The sequence below is a fragment of the Streptomyces sp. NPDC014894 genome, from assembly GCF_043080985.1.
Classification (GTDB): Bacteria; Actinomycetota; Actinomycetes; order Streptomycetales; family Streptomycetaceae; genus Streptomyces.
Window position 1 is genome coordinate 272,181 of record NZ_JBIBWD010000011.1, and the last position, 21,133, is coordinate 293,313.

At 73.0% G+C, this 21,133-nt stretch carries 17 protein-coding genes; 11 read left to right on the forward strand and 6 right to left on the reverse strand.

Translation table 11 applies throughout. The annotated features are described in order from the left end of the window. Positions 1–211 precede the first annotated feature (211 nt). Positions 212–823 carry a phosphatase PAP2 family protein gene (locus ACF089_RS26370; protein ID WP_392031231.1) on the reverse strand — a complete coding sequence of 204 codons (612 nt, stop codon included), beginning with the start codon at positions 821–823 and terminating at the stop codon, positions 212–214. A gap of 174 nt (positions 824–997) precedes the next feature. On the opposite strand from ACF089_RS26370, the gene ACF089_RS26375 reads away from it, so the two are divergent. Continuing rightward, the gene (locus tag ACF089_RS26375) at positions 998–1,885 is read left to right on the forward strand and encodes a hypothetical protein (protein WP_392031233.1); all 888 of its coding nucleotides are present in this window, start codon (positions 998–1,000) and stop codon (positions 1,883–1,885) included. A 427-nt stretch (positions 1,886–2,312) separates the two neighbouring features. On the opposite strand, the gene disA is transcribed toward ACF089_RS26375, so the two are convergent. Beyond that, entirely contained in the window at positions 2,313–3,437 is a 1,125-nt protein-coding gene (gene disA, locus ACF089_RS26380) for a DNA integrity scanning diadenylate cyclase DisA (RefSeq protein ID WP_392031235.1), read from the reverse strand. A gap of 44 nt (positions 3,438–3,481) precedes the next feature. Next, on the reverse strand, positions 3,482–4,948 hold the full coding sequence (gene radA, locus ACF089_RS26385; RefSeq protein WP_392031238.1) for a DNA repair protein RadA: 1,467 nt from the start codon (positions 4,946–4,948) through the stop codon (positions 3,482–3,484). Positions 4,949–5,164: 216 nt separating this feature from the next. On the opposite strand from radA, the gene ACF089_RS26390 reads away from it, so the two are divergent. Further along, complete coding sequence (locus tag ACF089_RS26390; RefSeq protein WP_392031241.1) at positions 5,165–6,793, forward strand: hypothetical protein; 1,629 nt, start codon at positions 5,165–5,167, stop codon at positions 6,791–6,793. 186 nt (positions 6,794–6,979) lie between these two features. Here the strand turns inward: ACF089_RS26390 and ACF089_RS26395 are convergent, their stop codons facing one another. Continuing rightward, positions 6,980–7,780, reverse strand: a complete 801-nt coding sequence (locus tag ACF089_RS26395; RefSeq protein ID WP_392031244.1) for a hypothetical protein — start codon at positions 7,778–7,780, stop codon at positions 6,980–6,982. A gap of 40 nt (positions 7,781–7,820) precedes the next feature. On the opposite strand from ACF089_RS26395, the gene ACF089_RS26400 reads away from it, so the two are divergent. The 4 genes from ACF089_RS26400 (at position 7,821) to ilvD (ending at position 12,431) form a co-directional block, all read left to right on the forward strand. Next, positions 7,821–8,753 carry a Ppx/GppA family phosphatase gene (locus ACF089_RS26400; RefSeq protein ID WP_392031247.1) on the forward strand — a complete coding sequence of 311 codons (933 nt, stop codon included), beginning with the start codon at positions 7,821–7,823 and terminating at the stop codon, positions 8,751–8,753. 114 nt (positions 8,754–8,867) lie between these two features. Beyond that, positions 8,868–9,824 carry a sugar phosphate isomerase/epimerase family protein gene (locus tag ACF089_RS26405; protein WP_392031250.1) on the forward strand — a complete coding sequence of 319 codons (957 nt, stop codon included), beginning with the start codon at positions 8,868–8,870 and terminating at the stop codon, positions 9,822–9,824. Then, positions 9,821–10,435 (forward strand): TetR family transcriptional regulator, encoded by a 615-nt coding sequence (locus tag ACF089_RS26410; RefSeq protein ID WP_392031253.1) that lies wholly within the window; start codon positions 9,821–9,823, stop codon positions 10,433–10,435. Before ACF089_RS26405 ends, ACF089_RS26410 begins: the two co-directional genes overlap by 4 nt. 145 nt (positions 10,436–10,580) lie before the next feature. Next, positions 10,581–12,431 (forward strand): dihydroxy-acid dehydratase, encoded by a 1,851-nt coding sequence (gene ilvD / locus ACF089_RS26415; RefSeq protein WP_392031256.1) that lies wholly within the window; start codon positions 10,581–10,583, stop codon positions 12,429–12,431. A 418-nt stretch (positions 12,432–12,849) separates the two neighbouring features. Here ilvD and ACF089_RS26420 read toward each other — a convergent pair whose 3' ends face one another. Then, entirely contained in the window at positions 12,850–14,997 is a 2,148-nt protein-coding gene (locus ACF089_RS26420) for a serine/threonine-protein kinase (RefSeq protein WP_392031258.1), read from the reverse strand. A 137-nt stretch (positions 14,998–15,134) separates the two neighbouring features. Here ACF089_RS26420 and ACF089_RS26425 point away from each other — a divergent pair, with 137 nt between their 5' ends. From ACF089_RS26425 to proC, 5 genes are all read left to right on the forward strand, one after another. Next, on the forward strand, positions 15,135–15,500 hold the full coding sequence (locus ACF089_RS26425) for a peptidase (protein WP_392031261.1): 366 nt from the start codon (positions 15,135–15,137) through the stop codon (positions 15,498–15,500). Between the two features lie 31 nt (positions 15,501–15,531). Then, complete coding sequence (locus tag ACF089_RS26430; protein WP_392031263.1) at positions 15,532–16,053, forward strand: hypothetical protein; 522 nt, start codon at positions 15,532–15,534, stop codon at positions 16,051–16,053. 792 nt (positions 16,054–16,845) lie between these two features. Continuing rightward, positions 16,846–17,766: an ATP-binding cassette domain-containing protein gene (locus tag ACF089_RS26435; protein WP_392031265.1), complete on the forward strand. Its 921-nt coding sequence runs from the start codon at positions 16,846–16,848 to the stop codon at positions 17,764–17,766. Next, positions 17,763–18,500, forward strand: a complete 738-nt coding sequence (locus ACF089_RS26440) for an ABC transporter permease (RefSeq protein ID WP_392031268.1) — start codon at positions 17,763–17,765, stop codon at positions 18,498–18,500. The genes ACF089_RS26435 and ACF089_RS26440 overlap by 4 nt, the downstream gene beginning before the upstream one ends. Positions 18,501–18,634: 134 nt before the next feature. Then, complete coding sequence (proC, locus tag ACF089_RS26445; RefSeq protein WP_392031271.1) at positions 18,635–19,444, forward strand: pyrroline-5-carboxylate reductase; 810 nt, start codon at positions 18,635–18,637, stop codon at positions 19,442–19,444. A gap of 90 nt (positions 19,445–19,534) precedes the next feature. Here the strand turns inward: proC and trpS are convergent, their stop codons facing one another. Continuing rightward, positions 19,535–20,533, reverse strand: a complete 999-nt coding sequence (gene trpS / locus ACF089_RS26450; RefSeq protein WP_392031274.1) for a tryptophan--tRNA ligase — start codon at positions 20,531–20,533, stop codon at positions 19,535–19,537. Positions 20,534–21,133: the final 600 nt, after the last annotated feature.

A 21,133-nucleotide genomic window follows, 5' to 3' on the forward strand; every position in this document is an offset into this window, starting at 1 on the left:
CGGGGGGCGCATCCGCTCCGGGGGCGGGGGCAGGGCCCTTCTTTCGGATCAGGCGTTCCGCCGCCGGAGGAGGCCCTCGGCCCCTGCCGCGGGGCCGCGCCCGCTCGCTACGGGGCCTGCCGCGCGGCGGTCGCGTTTCCCGTACGGCGGCCCGGACCCGTTCTCCGTACGCGGGCCGACGGCCGCCCGGTCGCCTTTCCCGTGCGCGGGGTCAGCGGCGGCCCGGGCCCGCGAACCAGAGCACCAGACCGTTTCCGCTGGTGCGCATGGTGATGAACAGCTTCGCCGCCGGTCCGGCCAGGAGCAGCATGAAGGCCGCGGCGGCCACGCCGCCGACGAGCAGACCGACGATCACGTCGTGCGGGTAGTGCACGCCGAGGAAGACCCGGGAGTAGCCGATCGACAGCCCCATCGGCACGGTCAGCCACGCCAGGCGGGGGCGGGCCAGCAGCAGGGCCACGGCCGCCGCGCCGGCGATCGCGGAGTGGTTGCTGGGGAAGGACCAGTCGCCGTAGGGCGGGCAGGTGGCGATGGACGCCGCCGCCTCCGTGACCGTGCGGCAGGGCCGTTCCTCGTCGAAGAAGGTCTTGAGCGACTCGCTGACGACGTAGCCGACCGCCGTGCCGAGCGGTGCGAGCACCGCCAGGGATATGTCCGAGGTGCTGCCGCCGCGGGCCCGCCACCAGACGGCCACGAAGAGCACGCCGAAGATCAGGATCCCCGCCTCGGTCCAGATCTCCATCCCCTTCTGCACCCATTGGGGGGTGGAGGCGGCGAATTCGGTGATGTCGCGGTAGAGCCCGCGCGTGATGCTGCTGTCCATGATCAGGGACCGTACCCGGTCCCCGGCGGCCGCCGCCCACCGCGATCGTCCGGGACCGCCCCCGACGAAAGTAAGGGGCGCCCCGGGGTCCTCCGTGATGATGATCGGCAGAACTTGGGAAGTAGGCGGCGGGTGGGACCGGAGTCGGCCGGGTTCTCTCGTAGAGTTCGGTACGTGGGATCTCTGCGCAATCCGATCGGGCCGCTTCCCTCCTCCATCTACTGGCGGCGGAGGGCCGCCGCGCTGGCACTGGCCGCGGTGCTTCTGGTGCTGGCCGTGTGGGCGATTGCCTCGGGGGGCGGTGACGGGGGCGGGGACGACAACGCCAACGGCGCGTCCACCAAGGCCCCTTCGACCATCGAGCCGGGACCTTCGGGGTCGGGCCCGGCGATCAGCTCCCAGCCCGGCGGCCGCGAGGACTCCGGCACCACGAACTCCGGCGCCGACTCCGGTTCGGGTTCCGGGTCGGGCTCGGGATCGGGTTCCGGTTCGGGGTCCGGCGGCTCGGGCGGGGGCGACGGCTCCGCCGACGGCGACGGCGACGGTACGAGCACGGGCTCGGGTTCCGGCTCCGGTTCGGGCTCCGGCGGTTCCGGCGGCACGGGCGGTTCCGGTCCGGGCTCCGGCGGTCCGGCCGGGGAGCGGGTCCCGGCGGACTCCGCGCTGCCCGACTGCCCCTCCGGCGCGCTGAAGTTGACCCTCTCCACCCGCAACGACTACGCCCCCGGCGAGAAGCCCTCCTTCCGGCTGAGCGCCGCCAACACCTCGGCGACCGCCTGCAAGGCGGACTTCGGACCCAAGGCGGCCGTACTCACCATCAGGGACAACAGCGCCGACGAGGTGTGGTCGTCCAAGGACTGCCCGAAGGCCGGCGGCAGCCTGCTGCTGAGGGTCCCGGCGGGCAGCACGGTCACGCACACCGTGGAGTGGGACCGCCGCGAGAGCGAGCCCCGGTGCGCCACCCCGGCCGCGGGCCAGGTCTCCGCGGGCACCTATCTGGTCGAACTCCGCTTCCCGGGGGAGTCGATGACCCAGCGCTCCTTCGTCCTCAAGAAGGACTAGGGCCTCTCTTTCGGATCTTGCCGGGCTCGCTGCCCTGGCACCGCACTCCCCCTGCGCCTGGCGGCGCGGGAGGCACCCCCACGCCGCGTTGTCGTCAATCGCCGATGGCCCCCTGCGCCCAGCGGCGCGGGAGGTGCCCCCGCCCTGCGCCTGACGGCGCGGGAGGTGCCCCCGCCCTGCGCCTGACGGCGCGGGAGGTGCCCCCACCGCATGGACTCAATCCTCCGCCTTGCGATGCACGGCACCAGACCCCGCTCCCTGATCCGGCCTGATCCAAAAGAAAGACCCTAGGACCCGCGGCCCGAAGCCCGACGGAGGAACCGGGCCCCTCGGCCCCGGCCCCGGCCGCCGGAATCGGGCGGGCGGACCCCGCACACGACGGTGGGGCCGGCGCTTCGAGCGCCGGCCCCACCGTCATGTCACACGGTCACACATACCGTTCGAGAATGGAGGACTCGGCGAGACGGGACAGCCCCTCGCGCACGCTCCGGGCCCGGGCCTCGCCCACGCCGTCCACCGTCTGGAGATCGTCCACGCTCGCCGCGAGCAGCTTCTGCAGACCGCCGAAGTGCTCCACCAGCCGCTCGATGATCGCGCCCGGCAGCCGGGGGACCTTCGCCAGCAGCCGGTAGCCACGCGGGGAGACCGCCGAGTCCAGCGTCTCGGGCGAACCGCTGTAGCCCAACGCGCGGGCGACTATGGGCAGTTCCAGCAGCTCCGTGTGGGTGAGCGCGTCCAGCTCGCAGAGCGCCTCGTCGACGGTGCGGGATCTCTTCGCGGTCGGCTCCGGCACATAGTCGCGCACCACCAGCTCCCGCTCGGGCTCCACACCCGCGATCAGCTCGTCGAGCTGGAGCGAGAGCAGCCGACCGTCGGTGCCCAACTCCACCACGTACTCGGCGATCTCGGTGGCGATCCGGCGGACCATCTCCAGCCGCTGGGCGACGGCCGTGACATCCCGGACCGTGACCAGATCCTCGATCTCCAGCGCGGAGAGCGTGCCCGCCACCTCGTCCAGCCGGAGCTTGTACCGCTCCAGGGTGGCCAGCGCCTGATTGGCGCGGGACAGGATGGCGGCCGACTCCTCCAGGACCCGGCGCTCCCCGTCCACGTACAGCGCGATCAGCCGCATCGACTGCGACACGGAGATCACCGGGAATCCGCACTGCCGGGAGACCCGGTCCGCGGTGCGGTGCCGGGTGCCGGTCTCGTCCGTGGGGATCGAGGCGTCCGGCACCAGCTGCACACCGGCCCGGTGGATCTTCGTCGCGTCCTTGTCGAGGATGAGCGCGCCGTCGAGCTTGCACAGCTCGCGCAGCCGGGTGGCGGCGAACTCCACGTCCAGCACGAAGCCGCCCGTGCACATCGACTCGACGGTCTTGTCCATGCCGAGGACGATCAGCCCTCCCGTGTTCCCCCGGAGGATCCGCTCCAGGCCGTCGCGCAGGGCGGTGCCGGGAGCGACAGCGCTCAGGGCGGCGCGGATCAGTGCTTCGTTGCCGGAGCCCGCGCCGGACTTTCCGGGTGATGATGCCCGGTCGTTGGCTGCCACTGCACTCCTCCGGCTCGTACGGATGGGCGAGACCAGGGCAAAGTCTACCGGCGAGTGTCGTCGCCCCGTGGGGCGTCCGCCCGCTCCGCGCGCGAGGTCCCGCCGGAGGCTCTCCCGGAGGGCTCCTCCGAGGATCGCTTCCGGCCGCGCGGGAGCACTCTCAGCGCATCCCCCACATCCGCCACTTCAGTCACCCGCATTCCGGCGGGGACCCTGCCGGGGTCGGTGGGGACGAGGGCGTGGGTGAAGCCGAGACGGTGCGCCTCGGCCAGCCGGCGCTGCACCCCGGTGACCCTTCTGACCTCGCCCGCGAGCCCGACCTCGCCGATCGCGACGAGGTTGTTCGGCAGCGGGGTGTCGGTGGCCGCCGAGGCCAGCGCCAGGGCGATCGCGAGGTCGGCGGCGGGCTCGGAGAGCTTCACCCCGCCCACCGTCGCGCTGTAGATGTCGCGCTTGCCGAGGGCGGTGATCCGGCCGCGCTGCTCCAGCACGGCCAGCATCATCGACACCCGGGAGGTCTCCAGACCGGAGGTGGTCCGCCGGGGCGAGGGGATCTGGGAGTCGACGGTGAGCGCCTGCACCTCGGCGACCAGCGGCCGCTTGCCCTCCAGAGTGACCGTCAGACAGGTGCCGGGCACGGGCGCGGTCCGGCGGGTGAGGAAGAGGCCCGAGGGATCGGCGAGTCCGTTGATCCCCTCGTCGGTCAGCTCGAAGCAGCCGACCTCGTCGGTGGCCCCGTAGCGGTTCTTGATGCCGCGCACCAGCCGGAGCCGGGCGTGGCGGTCGCCCTCGAAGTGCAGCACGACGTCGACGAGATGCTCCAGCAGCCGGGGCCCGGCGATCGTGCCGTCCTTGGTCACATGGCCCACCAGGAGGGTGGACATCCCGCGCTCCTTGGAGGCCCGGATCAGCGCCCCCGCCACCTCCCGCACCTGGGCCATGCCGCCGGGCGCGCCGTCGATCTCGGGGGAGGCCACCGTCTGCACCGAGTCCAGGATCAGCAGGGACGGCTTGACCGCGTCCAGGTGGCCCAGAACGGCCGAAAGATCCGTCTCGGCGGCGAGATACAGATGGTCGTGCAGCGCGCCGATCCGGTCGGCGCGCAGCCGCACCTGGCTCGCCGACTCCTCGCCCGTCACATACAGGGTGCGGTGGACCTCGCCGGCGGCCTTGGCGGCCACGTCGAGCAGCAGGGTCGACTTGCCGACGCCGGGCTCGCCCGCGAGCAGCACCACGGCCCCGGGCACCAGCCCGCCGCCCAGCACCCGGTCCAGCTCGTCCACGCCGGTGGAGCGGGCCGTGGCCTGCCGCCCGTCGACCTGTCCGATGGGCACGGCCGCGCTGGAGACCCGGCCGGCGGCGGTGGTCCGCACCGCGGGCGCGCCGTACTCCTCGACCGTCCCCCAGGCCTGGCACTCGGGGCAGCGGCCGAGCCACTTCGCGGTGGTCCAGCCGCACTCGGTGCAGCGGTAGGACGGCCGGTCCTTCGCGGATTTCGTACGGGCAGCCATGCGGGAACCGTATCGGTGCCCACTGACAACGCCTCCGCCGCCCGCCCCCGGACCGCCGGGCGCGGCGTCCGTCCCCCTCCCGGGTGAGCGGTGGCACGAGTCACCATCGGAGAAGTGAGCGGCTTCTGTCCCCCATCGAGCGAACTGTTCACCCGTAAGAAGTAAAAGCACTCAAGAGGTGCGAACCGGGTGCCGCCCTGCGCCTACCGTCTCGGCGTGACGAGCAGCAGGCTGGAACCCTCCACGCACACCACCGGCGCGCACGGGGCGCGCCGACGCGCGCCCAGGCCCTCCCCACCGCCGCCGCCGACCCGCTACGAGCCCTACCTCGACGGGCTCTTCACCTACTGCCTCTCCGTGCTCCGCGACCACGACACCGCGACCGCGCTCCTCACCGACGCCCTCGCCGTCGCGGAACGCCGGCGCGGACGCGGCCCCGCCCGCGAGCCCGAGCACAAGGCCTGGCTGTACGCGCTCGCCCGCTGGGCCTGTCTGCGGCACCTCGCCGAACAGCGCCGGGACCGCCCGGGCGCGCACACCGGCCGGACCGCGCCCCCCGAGGAGCGCCCCCGCGTCCCCGAGGCGACGGCCGAACGCCGCCGCGCCGAGCTGGCCCTGCTCGCCTGGCCCGAGGCGGCCGGCACGTCGCCCGAGCAGCGCGACGCCCTGGAGCTGGCCGTACGCCATGGACTCGCCCCCCGCGAGGTCGCCGCCGTCCTCGGCCTGGACCCGCTCCGGGGCCGGGAACTGCTCGCCGCCGCGGCCTGCGAGGTCGAGCGCACCCGCGCCGCGCTCGCCGTCGTCGGGAGCCGGGGCTGCCCCGCCCTCGCCCGGCTCGCCGGAGACCGCCGGATCCCGCTCTCCGCCGCCCTGCGCACCGAACTCGTCCGGCACGTCGACGACTGTCCGCGCTGCCGCGCCGCCGCCGAGCGGGCCGGGGCCGACGGTCCCTGGCCCGGATCCGCCGTCACCCCCGACACCCTCCCGCTGGTCCCGGCCCCCCGCACCGCCGCCCGACCCGCCCCGCGCCACCTCCCGCGCGGCCGGGCCGGCACCCCCCGCTTCGGCCCGACCGGCTTCCCGCTGGACCCCAAGGACCACGCGGCCCGCCGCGACCGGCTGCGGGCCCGCGCCGTCACCACCACCGTCGTGGCCACCGTGGTCGCCGCCCCCGTGCTCGCCCTGTGGGCCGCCCACCGGGGCGCGCCGCTGACGGGGGAGGGACGCCACGGCGGAGCCCCGGTCAGCGCGACCGAGACCGACCCGGGGGAGCGGCCCGGCGGCGGATACGACCGCTACGAGCCCGCGGGCAGCGCCGACGGCAAGCCCGGCCCCCGCTTCACCGCCGGATCCCGCTCGCCCGAGGTCTCCGTGGAGCTGACCGCCGCCGCAGCGCCGCCCCCGGGCGCCGACCGCCCCGGACAGCCCGAGCCGGGCCGCCTCACCGTCGAGGCGCGGCCCCACGGCGACACCACCCGGATCACCCTCCGGGCCCAGGGCGGCGCACCCGTCGTCTGGTCCGTCCGTACGGACGCCCCCTGGATCGAGCTGAGCCACACCTCGGGCATGCTGCGCCCCGGCGAGAGCGTCACGGTCGGGGTCGCGGTGAACGCGGCGCGGGAGCCCGCCGGACCCTGGCGGGCCCGGATCGGGGTGAATCCGTCGGGAGCCGTGGTCTCGGTCGAGGGCAGCGGACCGCGCCCCGCGTCCCCGACGCCCCCGCCGTCGCCCCGCCCGTCCACGCCCTCGCCGCCGCCCGCGAAGCCGCCGACGTCCGCCCCGCCCCCGTCCACGCCTCCGCCGTCCCCCACGCCGACCCCGACCCCGTCCCCCTCGGTGACCTGAACGGAGGGGCCGGAGCCGTGGCGACGGTGGGCGGATCGACGGCCCGAGGATCGACGGCCCGCGGATGATCGGCGGGACATGGTCGGGCAGGTCATGGTCGGGCAGGTCATGGTCGGGCGGGTCATGGTCGGGCGGGTCATGGTCGGGCGGGCAGGCGGTACGGCAGGCCCCGCCCCGGCTCCTTCGCTACCCGTCCGCCGGATGCGGCGCCAGCAGCGGCAGCCGCGACGCCAGCCGGGTCTCGCAGAGCCCCACCAGAACGTCGTACGCCTCCTGGCCCATCATCTCCACCAGCTCCGGGCGGTACGTCACATAGACCGGGTCGCCCGCACCGTGCGCCGACGTCGCCGATGTGCACCACCAGTGCAGATCGTGCCCGCCCGGACCCCACCCCCGCCGGTCGTACTCACCGATCGACACCTGGAGCACCTTGGTGTCGTCCGGCCGCTCGATCCAGTCGTACGTCCGGCGCACCGGCAGCTGCCAGCACACGTCCGGCTTGGTCTCCAGCGGCTCCCGCTTCTCCCGCAGCGCCAGGATGTGCAGCGAGCACCCGGCGCCCCCGGCGAACCCCGGCCGGTTCTGGAAGATGCACGAACCCTTCCAGCGGCGCGTCTGGCGCTCCCCGTCGTCGTCCACCTCCACCCAGCCCGAGTCGGTCCCGACCCCGTGGAACTGCCACAGCTCCGGAGTCAGCCGCTCCACATGCTCCGCGACCCGCTCCTCGTCCTCCTCGTCCGAGAAGTGCGCGCCGAGCGTGCAGCACCCGTCGTCGGCCCGGCCCGCCTGAATCCCCTGGCACCCGCTGCCGAAAATGCAGCTCCACCGGGAGGTCAGCCAGGTCAGATCACAGCGGAACACCTGTTCGTCGTCGGCCGGATCGGGGAACTCCACCCACGCCCGAGCGAAGTCCACCCCCCGCTCATCGCCCTGGATCTTCGTCGAGGGCGCGGCTTTGCCCTGCTTCGCCTTTTTCGTCTTTGGCACACGGCAAGGGTATGTCCGCCGTCGCAGTAGCGTTCTGTGCATGAGACTCGGAGTCCTCGACGTCGGTTCGAACACGGTGCACCTGCTGGTGGTGGACGCGCACCCCGGCGCACGCCCCCTCCCCGCCCACTCGCACAAGGCGGAGCTGCGCCTCGCCGAGCTGCTCGACGCCGACGGCGCGATCGGCCCCCAAGGCGTCGACCGGCTGGTCGAGACCATCCAGCGCGCGGTGCAGGCCGCCGAGGACCAGGGCTGCGAGCAGGTGCTCAGCTTCGCCACCTCCGCCGTACGGGAGGCCACCAACGCCGACCGCGTCCTCGCCAGGGTCAAGACCGAGACCGATGTGGACCTCCAGGTGCTCAGCGGCGAGGAGGAAGCCCGCCTCACCTTCCTCGCCGCCCGCCGCTGGTTCGGCTGGTCCGCCGGAAAGCTCCTGGTCATCGACATCGGCGGCGGTTCGCTGGAGATCGCGTACGGGATAGACGAGGAGCCCGACGCCGCCGTCTCCCTGCCGCTCGGCGCGGGCCGGCTCACCGCCGGATCGCTGCCCGGCGACCCGCCCTCCGCCGACGACGTCCGCGCGCTGCGCCGCCACATCCGCGCGGAGATCGCCCGTACCGTCCATGAGTTCAGCCGCTTCGGCCGCCCCGACCACATCGTCGCCACCTCGAAGACCTTCAAGCAGCTGGCCCGGATCGCCGGGGCCGCCCGCGACGCGGACGGTCTCTACGTCCAGCGGGAGCTGAGTCGTAAGTCACTCCAGGACTGGGTCCCCAAGCTCGCCTCGATGACGGTCGAGGAGCGCGCCACACTCCCCGGCGTCTCCGTCGGCAGAGCCCGCCAGCTGCTCGCGGGAGCCCTGGTCGCGGAGGGCGCGATGGACCTCTTCGGGGCGCAGGAGCTGGAGATCTGCCCCTGGGCGCTGCGCGAGGGCGTGATCCTGCGCCGCCTGGACCACCTCCCGGCGGTCTAGGGCCTCTCCTCCGGATCTCGCCGCCCGCGCCCCCGTGTCACACCCTCGCCACAGCTCCCGGGGGCGCGCCCCGGCCCGCTCCGCCGCCCGGCACGGCCCCGTACCCTGATTCCCGTGGCAGAACACGTGGCGCGCACCTCCGATGTGAAGGTCGTCCTGTCGACCGCTTCGGTCTATCCGGAGTCGACGGCGACGGCCTTCGAGATCGCCGCGCGCCTCGGGTACGACGGCGTCGAGGTGATGGTCTGGACGGATCCCGTCAGCCAGGACGTCGAGGCGCTGCGCCGGCTCTCCGACTATCACCAGGTCCCCGTCCGGGCGATCCACGCGCCGTGTCTGCTGATCACCCAGCGCGTCTGGTCCACCGATCCGTGGGTGAAGCTCCAGCGGGCGCGGGCCGCCGCCGAGAAGCTGGGCGCGGAGACGGTCGTCGTCCATCCGCCCTTCCGCTGGCAGCGGCAGTACGCCAGGGACTTCGTCGGCGGGATCTGGCGGATGGCGGACGAGACGGATGTGCGGTTCGCCGTCGAGAACATGTACCCGTGGCGGTACCGGGACCGCGAGATGCTCGCGTACGCCCCGGAGTGGGACGTCACCAAGGACGACCACCGCCACTTCACGATCGACCTCTCGCACACCGCGACCTCCCGCTCGGACACCATGGCGATGGTGGACCGGATGGGCGACCGCCTGGGCCATGTGCACCTCGCCGACGGCAAGGGCTCCGCGAAGGACGAGCACCTGGTCCCGGGCCGGGGCGATCAGCCCTGCGCCGAGCTGCTGGAACGGCTGGTCCGCACCGGTTTCGACGGCCATGTGGTGATCGAGGTGAACACCCGCCGCGCGATGTCGGCGGCGGAGCGCGAGGCCGATCTCGCCGAGGCGCTCGACTTCACCCGCCGCCATCTCTCCGCGGCGGGAGCCCCGGGAGCCCTGGGCGTGTCGGGAGCACCCGGCGCACCGGATGTACCGGATGTACCGGGCGCGTCGGGCGTGCCCGATCTGTCGCGCCGGGCCGCGCCGGGCCGGGACCCCGTGCGCGGGGTACGGGACGAGGCGCGCCGCTCATGACGGACGCCCCCGCCCCCCGGCGGCGCGGCCGCCCGCCGCGCGCCCGGGAGGCCGAGGGCCCGGGGGCCCGGGAGCGCATCCTCCGCTCCGCCCGCCAGGAGTTCGCCGACCGGGGCTACGACCGGACCACCATGCGCGGCATCGCCAGGGCGGCCGAGGTGGACGCGGCCCTGGTCCACCACTACTTCGGCACCAAGGACGAGATCTTCGCCGCCGCGATCGAGGTCTCCTTCGAACCGGCCCTGGTCCTGCCCGCGATCCTGGGCCGGGGGACCGAGGGCATCGGCGAGCGCCTCGCCCGCTTCTTCATCGGCGTCTGGGAGGATCCGGCCTCCCGGGCCCCGCTGCTCGCGATCATCCGCTCCGCGCTCACCCATGACGCGGCGGCGAAGGTGCTGCGCGAGTTCGTGCTGCGGCGGCTGCTGGAGCGGATCGCGGAGGAGCTGGACGTGCCCGATCCGAAGTTCCGGGCGGAGCTGGGCGCCTCGCACATGATCGGGATCGTGGTGATGCGGTACGTGATCCAGGTGGAGCCGCTGGCCTCGGCCGACCCCGAGGAGATCGTGGCGATGGTGGCCCCGACGCTCCAGCGGTATCTGACCGAGGCGTGAGCACTCCGTCCCGTATGCCGGACACTCTGTCCGGATCTTGGGCAATCGGCGTACCCTCGTACCCGGCGAGAACTCTTCCGCCGCGAGCCAGTCACGAGTCAGTCACCCGGTCATCCGCCGGGTCACCACCGAGGAGCGAGCGACGATGCCCGAGCTGCGGTCCCGCACAGTCACCCACGGCCGGAACATGGCGGGCGCCCGTGCCCTGATGCGGGCCTCGGGCGTAGCCAGTGCGGACATCGGCAAGCCGATCATCGCGGTCGCCAACTCCTTCACCGAGTTCGTCCCCGGCCACACCCACCTCCAGCCGGTCGGCCGGATCGTGAGCGAGGCGATCAAGGCGGCGGGCGCGATCCCCCGCGAGTTCAACACGATCGCCGTCGACGACGGCATCGCGATGGGCCACGGCGGAATGCTCTACTCCCTGCCGTCGCGCGATCTGATCGCCGACAGCGTGGAGTACATGGTCGAGGCGCACTGCGCCGACGCCCTGATCTGCATCTCCAACTGCGACAAGATCACCCCCGGGATGCTCAACGCGGCCCTGCGCCTCAACATCCCCACGGTCTTCGTCTCCGGCGGCCCGATGGAGGCCGGACAGGCCACCCTCGTCGACGGCACCGTCCGCAAGCTCGACCTGGTCAACGCGATCACCGACGCCGTCGACGAGAGCATCTCGGACGCCGACATCCTCCGTATCGAGGAGAACGCCTGCCCGACCTGCGGATCCTGTTCCGGCATGTTCACCGCCAACTCGATGAACTGCCTGACCGAGGCGATGGGCCTCTCCCTCCCGGGCAACGGCTCGATCCTGGCCACCCACACCGCCCGCCGCGCGCTGTACGAGAACGCGGGCCGTACGGTCGTGGAGATCACCAAGCGGTACTACGAGGACGACGACGACCGGGTCCTGCCGCGCAACATCGCCACCCGCGCGGCCTTCGAGAACGCCATGGCGCTCGACATCGCCATGGGCGGCTCCACCAACACGATCCTCCACCTGCTGGCCGCCGCGCAGGAGGCCGAGCTGGACTACGGCCTGGACGACATCAACGCGGTCTCCCTGCGGGTGCCCTGCCTGGCCAAGGTCGCGCCCAACGTCGCGCCCGGCGGCACGTACTACATGGAGGACGTGCACCGCGCCGGCGGCATCCCCGCGCTCCTGGGCGAGCTGTACCGCGCCGGACTGCTCAACGAGGACGTCCACACCGTCCACTCCCCGTCGATCAAGCAGTGGCTGGAGACCTGGGACGTCCGCGGCGGCTCCCCGTCCCCCGAGGCGGTCGAGCTGTGGCACGCGGCCCCCGGGTGCCGGAGGTCGGCCGAGGCGTTCTCGCAGTCGGAGCGGTGGGACACGCTGGACACGGACGCGGCCGGCGGCTGCATCCGCGACGCGGCCCACGCGTACAGCGAGGACGGCGGGCTCGCCGTCCTCAAGGGCAATCTGGCGGTCGACGGCTGCGTCGTGAAGACCGCCGGCGTCGACGAGTCGATCTGGACCTTCGAGGGCCCCGCGGTGGTCTGCGAGTCCCAGGAGGAGGCCGTCGACAAGATCCTCCGCAAGGAGATCAAGCCGGGCGACGTCGTCGTCATCCGCTACGAGGGACCCCGGGGCGGCCCCGGTATGCAGGAGATGCTCTACCCCACCTCCTTCCTCAAGGGCCGCGGCCTCGGCAAGGTCTGCGCCCTGGTGACGGACGGCCGCTTCTCCGGCGGCACCTCCGGCCTCTCCATCGGCCACGCCTCCCCCGAGGCGGCCTCCGGCGGGACCATCGCCCTCGTCGAGGACGGCGACCTCATCCGCATCGACATCCCCGGCCGCTCCATCGACCTCCTCGTCCCCGAAGCCGACCTCACGGCCCGCCGCGAAGCCCTCGGCGGCGTCTACGCCCCCAAAAACCGTCAGCGCAAAGTCTCCGCCGCCCTCCGCGCCTACGCCGCCATGGCCACCAGCGCCGACCGCGGCGCCGTCCGCGACATCTCCCTCCTCCCCTGACCCACTCCACCACGGCCGGGCCCACCGCGGCCCGGCCGGCCCCCAGCCCCGCCGGGGCCAGGCCCACTGGGGCCCGGGGTGGCACGTCACCCCGGCCCCGTCGGCGTTCGAGGCGCGGGGGCCGAGGCGGAGCCCCGGTGGTGCGTTGGGTGTCTCGGTGCGGGTGGCCCGTGGTGCGGGTCCGTCCTCAATCGCCGGACGGGCTGGATTTTTGCTCGCGTCGGCGTGAGTCGCCGGACGGGCTTGGATTCCGCGCCGCCTTCAAGTTCCCCCGCGTCACCGACGCGGCAGGCCGGTCAAACTCAAGCCCCGCCGGCGCTTGAGGCGCGAGGCCGAGGCGACACCCCACCCCAGCCCCGCCGGCGCTTGAGGCGCGGAGCCCGGGGCAGCGCCCCGGAAAGGACCCGCGCGGAAGGCGTCACCAGCGCCCCGCCGCGCCCGCGTCCACCCCGAACACCCCCCCGTCCGGCGCCGTCCCATACACCCTCCCCCGCACCGCCACCGGCGCCCCCAGCATCGACGCGAACGTAAACCGCCCGTCGTCCATCCTCGGCTCCGTCTGCCCCGTCACCGTCCCCCGCGCCGCGTCCACCGCCAGCAACCGCCCGTCCCCCGCGGTCACATACACCGCCCGCCCGTCCGCCGCGGGCCGTGACAGATGGGTCGCGAACAGCTCCCGCCGCCACTTCTCCCGCCCCGCCCCGACATCCACCGCCAGGAGCGATCCCCCCGCCCCGCTCAGATACACGACCTCCCCCGAGACGACCGCCTGCGCCTGATCCAGCGGCACCGCGAGCGGCACCCTCCGCACCGCGTCCCCGGGCCCTCCCGTACCGATCCGCACCACCGCGTCCGTGTATCCGTCCCGGTCCACGGAGAGCAGATACAGCGCCCCGCCGGACAGCCCCACCGGCCGCAGCCCCCCGTCCACCCGCCGCTCCCACAGCCGCTTCCCGCTGTTCGGGTCGACGGCCGTGACCAGCGTGGTCGTACCGTCCGCCGAGGGCGTCGCCCCCAGCGCGGGCCCGCGGCCGCCCGGCGCGGCCGCCCACTGCGTACCGACCCCGCCGTGCCGCCCGTCCCACTTCCGTTCGCCGCTCGCCGCGTCGACGGCCCTGATCCGCCCGTTCTCACCGATCAGCAGCACGGCGTCGCCGATGTGCCGCACGGTGGGGTACGCGGCGATCCCGGTGCTCCAGCGCACCTTCCCCGTCCTGTGGTCGAGCGCCTCCAGCCGGTCCCCGCCGGGCGTCACCACATGCAGCAGCCCGCCCGCGTACACCGGGGCCGTGCCCACATCGCTCTGCGCCGCCGACCCGCCGCGCGCCTTCAGCGACCAGCTCGTCCTCCCGGTGGCGGGGTCGAGCCGGACCGCCTTGAGCCCGGGCGCGGCGCAGTACAGCCCGGAGAGCTTCGGCCCGGCGGTGCAGACCGGGGTCCGGTTCTCCTTGTTGCCCGACCGGAGCGTCACGCTCCACCCGTCGAATCCCCGCGCCGAGGCCGTCGGCGCGGGCCCGGGGCGCTCCCGGGGCTCCTCGCCCCCACCCCGTACGGCCACCGCCCCGGCCACCGCCGCCAGCGCGACCGCCGCCGCGCCCGCGGCCGCCCACCGCCGCCGCCCCTTCGGGCGAGGCCGGGCCGGCTCGGGGCCGGCCGAGGAGTCCGCCACGAACGGCGCCCGCTCCCGGGGATCGGGCGTCCTCGGCACCGGGATGTACGCCTGGGTGTCGTACGACGCCGACGGCGTCGACCCCCGCAGCGCCACCATCACCTCGTACGGCGTCGGCCGCTCCACCGGGTCCTTCGCCAGACACCGCAGCAGCAGCGGTACGAGATCGGCGGGCACCCCGGTCAGATCCGGCTCGTCGTGGACCACTTGGTACGCCACTATGTACGGGCTGTCCGAGTCGAACGGACCCCGCCCGGTCGCCGCGTGCACCAGCACCGACCCCAGGGCGAACACATCGGCCGCGGGACCGACCTCCCGGGGCCGCTGGAACTGCTCGGGGGCCATGAACGGCGGCGTCCCGATCAGCTTCCCGGTCTCGGTCCGCAGATCACTGTCCGTGGGACGGGAGATCCCGAAGTCGATCACCTTGGGCCCGTCCGGCGCGAGCAGCACATTGCTCGGTTTCAGATCGCGGTGGACCACTCCCGCACGGTGGATGTCCCGCAGGGCCTCGGCGAGCCCGGCCCCCATCCGGCGCAGCTCAACCTCGCCCAGCGGACTCCGCTTGACTCTTTCGGAGAGCGTCGGACCCTCGATGAACAGGGTCGCCATCCAGGGCCGCCCGGCCGCCGGGTCCGCGTCGACCACCGAGGCGGTGAAGGCCCCGCTGACCCGGCGCGCGGCGGCGACCTCCTGCCGGAAACGGGCTCTGAACTCGGGATCCGAGGCGTGCTCGGCATGGATCACCTTGACGGCGAGCCGTAGCCCGGAAGCGGAAGTGGCCAAATGCACCACCCCCATGCCGCCTGTTCCCAGACATGACTCAAGGCGGTAGTGCCCGGCGTATTCCGGACGCTCCGCTTCCGGGAACTGCCCGGAGCTGCGCAGCGGTGGCATCTGCGACCCCCGTCTAGTCAGTGCGCACACGCGACTCACGGAGCTTAGTCGATGGTGCGTGCGATCAGAGGATGGCTTGTTAGCCTTCGTGAGTCGTACCGCGCGTATGCGTACATACAACAACGGGGGAGATTTCGATGGCACTTGAAGAAGTACGTCCGGAAACAGTCGCCGATGTCAACACCGACACCGACACCGGTGCCGACTTGGCCGGCGCCGAGGACGGCACGGCCGAGGGCGTGGCGGCCCGGTCCGCCAAGCGCTACCCGGTGGCGCCCGGCCACCGCGTCAACGTCCGCAGCGGCCCCGGCACCGGCTATCGGGTGGTCCGGGTGCTGGCCTACGAGGCCAGGGTCCCGATCAACTGCCAGAAGCCGGGGGAGCGGATCACCGGCCCGTACGGCACCACCAACATCTGGGACTGCATCGCCAACGGCGAATACGTCTCCGACGCGTACGTCCAGACCGGCAGCAACGGCTATGTGACCGTCCGCTGCTCCTGACCCCCGGCGTCGCCCGGGGATAATCGACCCCGTGAGCGAGCAGAGAAGCACCAACCAGAGCGACGGCGGCGGCGCGGGCCCGCGGCCCGAGCCCATCCGTTTCTTCGGCACGACATGGGTCGACCACGACGGGGGCTACGGGGTGCGCCGCGCCGGCGTCGCCGTCGGCGCGCTGGCCGCGGCCGTCGCGGGCGCCCTGACCCTGCGCCTCGCCCACCAGGGCCTGCTGATCGCGGAGGTCGGCGGCTTCGTCAACACGCTGGTCATCGCCATGTTCGCGGTGTGCAGCGCGATCGCCTTCCGCAAGACCTGGGAGGGCTTCACCCGCCGCCTCACCGGAGCCGCCAACCCGGACTCGCTCCGCAGCGTCAAGGTGGTCGGCTTCGTCGGCGTCCTGCTGGCGTACTCGCTGCGCGCACTGATCGAGGCCCCGGGCGAGAAGCTCCACCGCGAGGAGTACGACAAAGCCCGCACCCAGTACCAAAAGCGCCGCACCACCCGCACCGGCAACCCCGCCGCCCGCCGCCCCAAACCCCGCCGCAACCCCCACTGACCCACCCCACCCACCGCCCACCCCCGGCCCCGCGCAGACACCTCCCGCCCCCCGCCCTGTGAGGACACCCGCGCGCAAGCGACCTCAGCCCGTCCGGCGTCTGAGGACGGCCCCGGGCGGCAGGGCCCGGTCGCTGTCGAGTGCCCTCGCATCCAGCTCGGCGGGGCTGGCTTCCGTGCACGGGGGACAGTGATTCATCGGGCAATTCCAGCCCGTCCGGCTTCTGAGGACGGCCCCGGGCCGCAGGGCCCGGTCACCGCCGCGCCCCCTCGCACTCAACTCGGCGGGGCTGGCTTCCGTGCACGGGGGACAGTGATTCATCGGGCAACCTCAGCCCGTCCGGCGTTTGAGGACACCCCACCGCGCCTGCAGCGAGCGACCCCCGAGGAAAGCGGCCCCCACGGCCGCCCACCCCGATAACGCTCCGCGCTGAGCGAGCGACCTCCCGGCACCGTCACATCCCGGGCGCCCCACCTCGTCCTTCCGGTATGACGACACCACAAACCTCGCCGACGTCCCCGAAGCGACGGGTCATCGTCCTGGGCGCCGGATACGCCGGAACGCTCGCCGCCCTCCGCCTCGCCCCCCACGCCCGGGTCACCCTGATCGACCCCGGCGACCGGTTCACCGAGCGGGTAGGGCAGCACGAACTCACCGCGCGCGCCCCCGGCGCCCCCTCACCTTCGCGACCATGCTCCGCGGCACCGGCGTCCGGCACCTCGCCCGCCGCGCCGCCGCCGCGCCCCCGCCCGGCGCTTGACGGGACACGGCCCCGGGAGGATTATTCATCACATGATGAATAACACGGGAATCGCCGTCCTGGCCCGTGATCTCACCGTCGTCCGAGGAGACCGCCAGGTCCTGCGCGGGATCGACTTCACCGTCCCGCCCGGCCGGATCACCGGCCTCCTCGGACCCTCCGGCTGCGGCAAGACCACCCTCATGCGCGCCGTCGTCGGCACCCAGGCCAGGACCGCCGGCACCCTCGACATCCTCGGCAGCCCCGCGGGCTCCCCCTCCCTCCGCGCCCGCGTCGGCTATGTCACCCAGGCCCCCTCCGTCTACGACGACCTCACCGTCCGCCAGAACCTGGAGTACTTCGCCGCCGTCCTCACCCCCGGCCGGGCCCACCGCGCCACCCGCCGGGAACACGTCGCCCACGCGCTCGCCGATGTGGACCTCGCCTCCCACGCCGACGCCCTCGCCGCCCGCCTCTCCGGAGGCCAGCGCAGCCGCGTCTCCCTCGCCGTCGCCCTCCTCGGCACCCCCGAACTGCTCGTCCTGGACGAACCCACCGTCGGGCTCGACCCCGTGCTCCGCCGCGATCTGTGGGACCTCTTCCACCGCCTCGCCGACGAACGCGGCACCACGATCCTCGTCTCCTCCCATGTGATGGACGAGGCCGAACGCTGCCACCGCCTGCTGCTGATGCGGAACGGCGAGATCCTCGCCGAGGACACCCCCGACGAACTCCGCCACCGCACCGGCTCGGCCACCGTCGAAGAGGCCTTCCTCCATCTGGTCGACGCCGCCGACGCCCGGCCCGCCCCCTCACCACCCGACACCCGGCCCACCGCCCCCTCACCACCCGACGCCCGGCCCGCCCCCTCACCACCCGACACCCGGCCCACCGCCCCCTCACCACCCGACACCCGCCCGCCGGCCCCCGCCGCCGACCACCGGACCGGCCCCGCCGAGGAGAACGACCGATGAGCGTCTCGCGCACCCTCACCACCGCCGCCCGCGTCCTGCGCCAGCTCCGCCACGACCGCAGATCCGTCGCCCTGATGGTGCTCGTCCCCTGTGTGATGCTCTTCCTGCTGCGCTATGTCTTCGACGGCAGCCCCAGGACCTTCGACTCCATCGGCGCCGCCCTCCTCGGCATCTTCCCGCTGATCACGATGTTCCTGGTCGCCTCCATCGCCACCCTCCGCGAACGCACCTCCGGCACCCTGGAACGCCTGCTCGCCATGCCCCTCGGCAAGGGCGACCTCATCGCCGGATACGCCCTCGCCTTCGGCCTCGTCGCCGTTGTCCAGTCCCTCCTCGCCACCGGCCTCGCCCTCTGGGTCCTCGGCCTGGACGTCGTCGGATCCCCGTGGCTGCTCCTCCTGGTCGCCCTCCTCGACGCCCTGCTCGGCACGGCCCTCGGCCTCTTCGTCTCCGCGTTCGCCGCCTCCGAGTTCCAGGCGGTCCAGTTCATGCCGGCGGTGATCTTCCCCCAGCTCCTGCTCTGCGGCCTCTTCACCCCGCGCGAGAACATGCAGCCCGTCCTCGAAGGCGTCTCGAACGCCCTGCCCATGTCCTACGCCGTCGACGCCATGACCGAGGTCCTGCACCACCCGGACCCCACCGGAGCCTTCGTCCGGGACGTGGTGATCGTCGCCGCCTGTGCCGTACTGGTCCTCGCCCTCGGCGCGGCCACCCTCCGCCGCCGCACCCCCTGACCCGCCCGCCCCTCGCCTCCCCGCGGACCGGCGCGGCCCGCCCTCCCCGTACCGCCCCTCGGACACCACGGCGGCGGCCCGCCCCCGGTGCGAGGATGTGGGCACGTACCCCCACCGGCGAGGTGAACAGATCCATGACCAAGACAGTCGCAGTCCTCGGCACGGGCAAGATCGGAGAAGCCCTCCTCAGCGGCATGATCCGCGCCGGCTGGCGACCCGCCGATCTCCTGGTCACCACCCGCCGCCCGGACCGCGCCGAAGAGCTGCGCTCCCGCTACGGCGTCGAGGCGGTCACCAACGCCGAGGCCGCCAAGCGCGCCGACACCCTCATCCTGGCCGTCAAGCCCCAGGACATGGGCCGGCTCCTCGACGAGCTGGCCCCCCGTGTCGCGGCCGACCGCCTGGTCATCAGCGCGGCGGCCGGAATCCCCACCTCCTTCATCGAGGAGCGCCTGACCTCGGGCACCCCCGTCGTCCGTGTCATGCCCAACACCCCCGTACTGGTGGACGAGGGCATGTCCGTCATCTCCGCCGGCAGCCATGCCACGCCCGACCACCTCGCCCACACCGAGGAGATCTTCGGCGGCGTCGGCAAGACCCTGCGGGTCCCCGAGTCCCAGCAGGACGCGGCCACCGCCCTCTCCGGCTCCGGGCCTGCGTACTTCTACTTCCTGGTCGAGGCCATGACCGACGCCGGCATCCTGCTCGGACTGCCGCGCGCCCAGGCCCACGACCTCATCGTCCAGGCCGCGATCGGCGCCGCCGTGATGCTCCGCGACAGCGGCGAGCACCCCGTCAAACTCCGTGAAGCCGTCACCTCCCCCGCGGGCACCACGATCAGCGCCATCCGCGAACTCGAGAACCACGGTGTCCGAGCGGCCCTGATCGCCGCCCTCGAAGCCGCCCGCGACCGCAGCCGCGAGCTGGCCTCCGGAAACGGCTGACAGCCCGCCCGTCCGCCGCCGTGGCACCACGGCGGCGGACGGGCGTGAGCCGCCCTCCGCTGCTTCTTTCGCTGTAGCCCGCCCCGTGACTCAGCGACCGGGCAGCAGCCCGATCGCCGCATAGGCCGCGTCCACCCTCGGCCTCGCCGCCGCCCTGGCCCGCTCCGCCCCCGCGCTCAGGACCTCTTCGACATACCCCGAGTCCTTGGCCAGCTCCGCGTGTCGCTCCCGCACGGGCCTCAGCAACTCCACCACCGCGTCGGCCGTATCCCTCTTCAAAGACCCGTACGACTGATGAACGGCCGCCAGCTCGCCCGGGTTCCCGCCCGTGCAGGCCGCCAGGATCTCCAGCAGATTGGCGACGCCGGGACTGCTCTCACGGTCGTAACGGACCTCGCGCCCGCTGTCGGTGACAGCCCGCATGATCTTCTTCCGCACCTGGTCGGCCTCGTCGAGCAGATAGACGATGCCCGCCCCGGACTCGTGCGACTTCCCCATCTTCGACCCCGGGTCCTGCAGATCCATGACCCGGGCCGCCACCTGCGGCCGCGTCGCCCGCGGCACGGTGAAGGTCTGTCCATACCTCTGGTTGAACCGGACGGCCAGATCCCGGGTCAGCTCCACATGCTGCGTCTGGTCCTCGCCCACCGGCACCTCGTCCGCGCCATGGGCCAGGATGTCCGCCGCCATCAGCACCGGATACGTCAGCAGCGACAGCCGCACGCCCTCCCCGGCCTCCCGCGCCCTGGTCCCCTTCTCCTTGTACTGGATCATCCGCCGCAGCTCCCCGTCGGTCGCCGTGCACTCCAGGAGATAGGACAGCCGCGCGTGCTCGTCCACATGGCTCTGGACGAACACGGTGCACCGCTCCGGATCCAGCCCCGCCGCCAGCATCAGCGTGGCCGCCTGCCGGCTCAGCCGGCGCACCCGCGCCGGATCGTGCTCCACCGTCAGCGCGTGCAGATCGACCACACAGAACAGCGCCTCCGCCCGGTGCTGATCCACCTCCACCCACCGCCGCAGGGCCCCGAGGTAGTTGCCCAGCGTCAGATGCCCGGTGGGCTTGAGTCCGCTGAAGATCCGTGTCATTCCGTTCTCCGTCTCCTTGCCGGAGCCGCCGTACCCAGCGGACCGGCTCCCGGAGGGAGCGAACGAAAACGGCCGCCGGGGGCGGCGGCCGTTGAGTACACGCTCAGGTGAGTGGCCGCCGTCAGGCGGGCCACCACTGAAGGGAGCGTGTACGCGGGGTCATACGGGCGACACTAGTGGCCCCGGGCCCAGGTTGACAGTGGTTTCCCCCAGTCGTAGTGTTCTCCGAGTTGCCCGACGTGAGCGCCGACTCCGGTTGGTCCCCGGGCAGCCATTCCGCAAGATCCTCTACGAACGAACGACATCGCGTCGACTCATTTGTGGTGTGTTCTTGCGAAATGAGGAATCCGCGTTCGAACGAGCGCGCCGCCCCGATTGGCGTCAGGGCGAAAGATTCCGCTAAAGTCTCACTCGTCGGAACGGCCCAACAGCCGGAAAGACAACCCGATTTCGACCGGGAGTCAGGCCCGAAAGGATCTGATAAAGTCGGAGCAGCCGAAAGGCGAAAGGCCGGTCCAACTGGCCGCTGGATCTGAATCCAAGTCCGGAAACGGAATGGGAAAAGGATCTGGTAGAGTTGGAAACGCAAGACCGAAGGGA

What these genes read in the sequence shown, in the direction of transcription:
- radA (WP_392031238.1), bottom strand. Translation starts at nt 4,948, where the DNA reads ATGGCTGCCCGTACGAAATCCGCGAAGGACCGGCCGTCCTACCGCTGC.
- proC (WP_392031271.1), top strand. Translation starts at nt 18,635, where the DNA reads ATGACCAAGACAGTCGCAGTCCTCGGCACGGGCAAGATCGGAGAAGCC.
- ilvD (WP_392031256.1), top strand. Translation starts at nt 10,581, where the DNA reads ATGCCCGAGCTGCGGTCCCGCACAGTCACCCACGGCCGGAACATGGCG.
- ACF089_RS26440 (WP_392031268.1), top strand. Translation starts at nt 17,763, where the DNA reads ATGAGCGTCTCGCGCACCCTCACCACCGCCGCCCGCGTCCTGCGCCAG.
- ACF089_RS26410 (WP_392031253.1), top strand. Translation starts at nt 9,821, where the DNA reads ATGACGGACGCCCCCGCCCCCCGGCGGCGCGGCCGCCCGCCGCGCGCC.
- ACF089_RS26435 (WP_392031265.1), top strand. Translation starts at nt 16,846, where the DNA reads ATGATGAATAACACGGGAATCGCCGTCCTGGCCCGTGATCTCACCGTC.
- ACF089_RS26400 (WP_392031247.1), top strand. Translation starts at nt 7,821, where the DNA reads ATGAGACTCGGAGTCCTCGACGTCGGTTCGAACACGGTGCACCTGCTG.
- trpS (WP_392031274.1), bottom strand. Translation starts at nt 20,533, where the DNA reads ATGACACGGATCTTCAGCGGACTCAAGCCCACCGGGCATCTGACGCTG.
- ACF089_RS26420 (WP_392031258.1), bottom strand. Translation starts at nt 14,997, where the DNA reads ATGCCACCGCTGCGCAGCTCCGGGCAGTTCCCGGAAGCGGAGCGTCCG.
- ACF089_RS26425 (WP_392031261.1), top strand. Translation starts at nt 15,135, where the DNA reads ATGGCACTTGAAGAAGTACGTCCGGAAACAGTCGCCGATGTCAACACC.
- ACF089_RS26370 (WP_392031231.1), bottom strand. Translation starts at nt 823, where the DNA reads ATGGACAGCAGCATCACGCGCGGGCTCTACCGCGACATCACCGAATTC.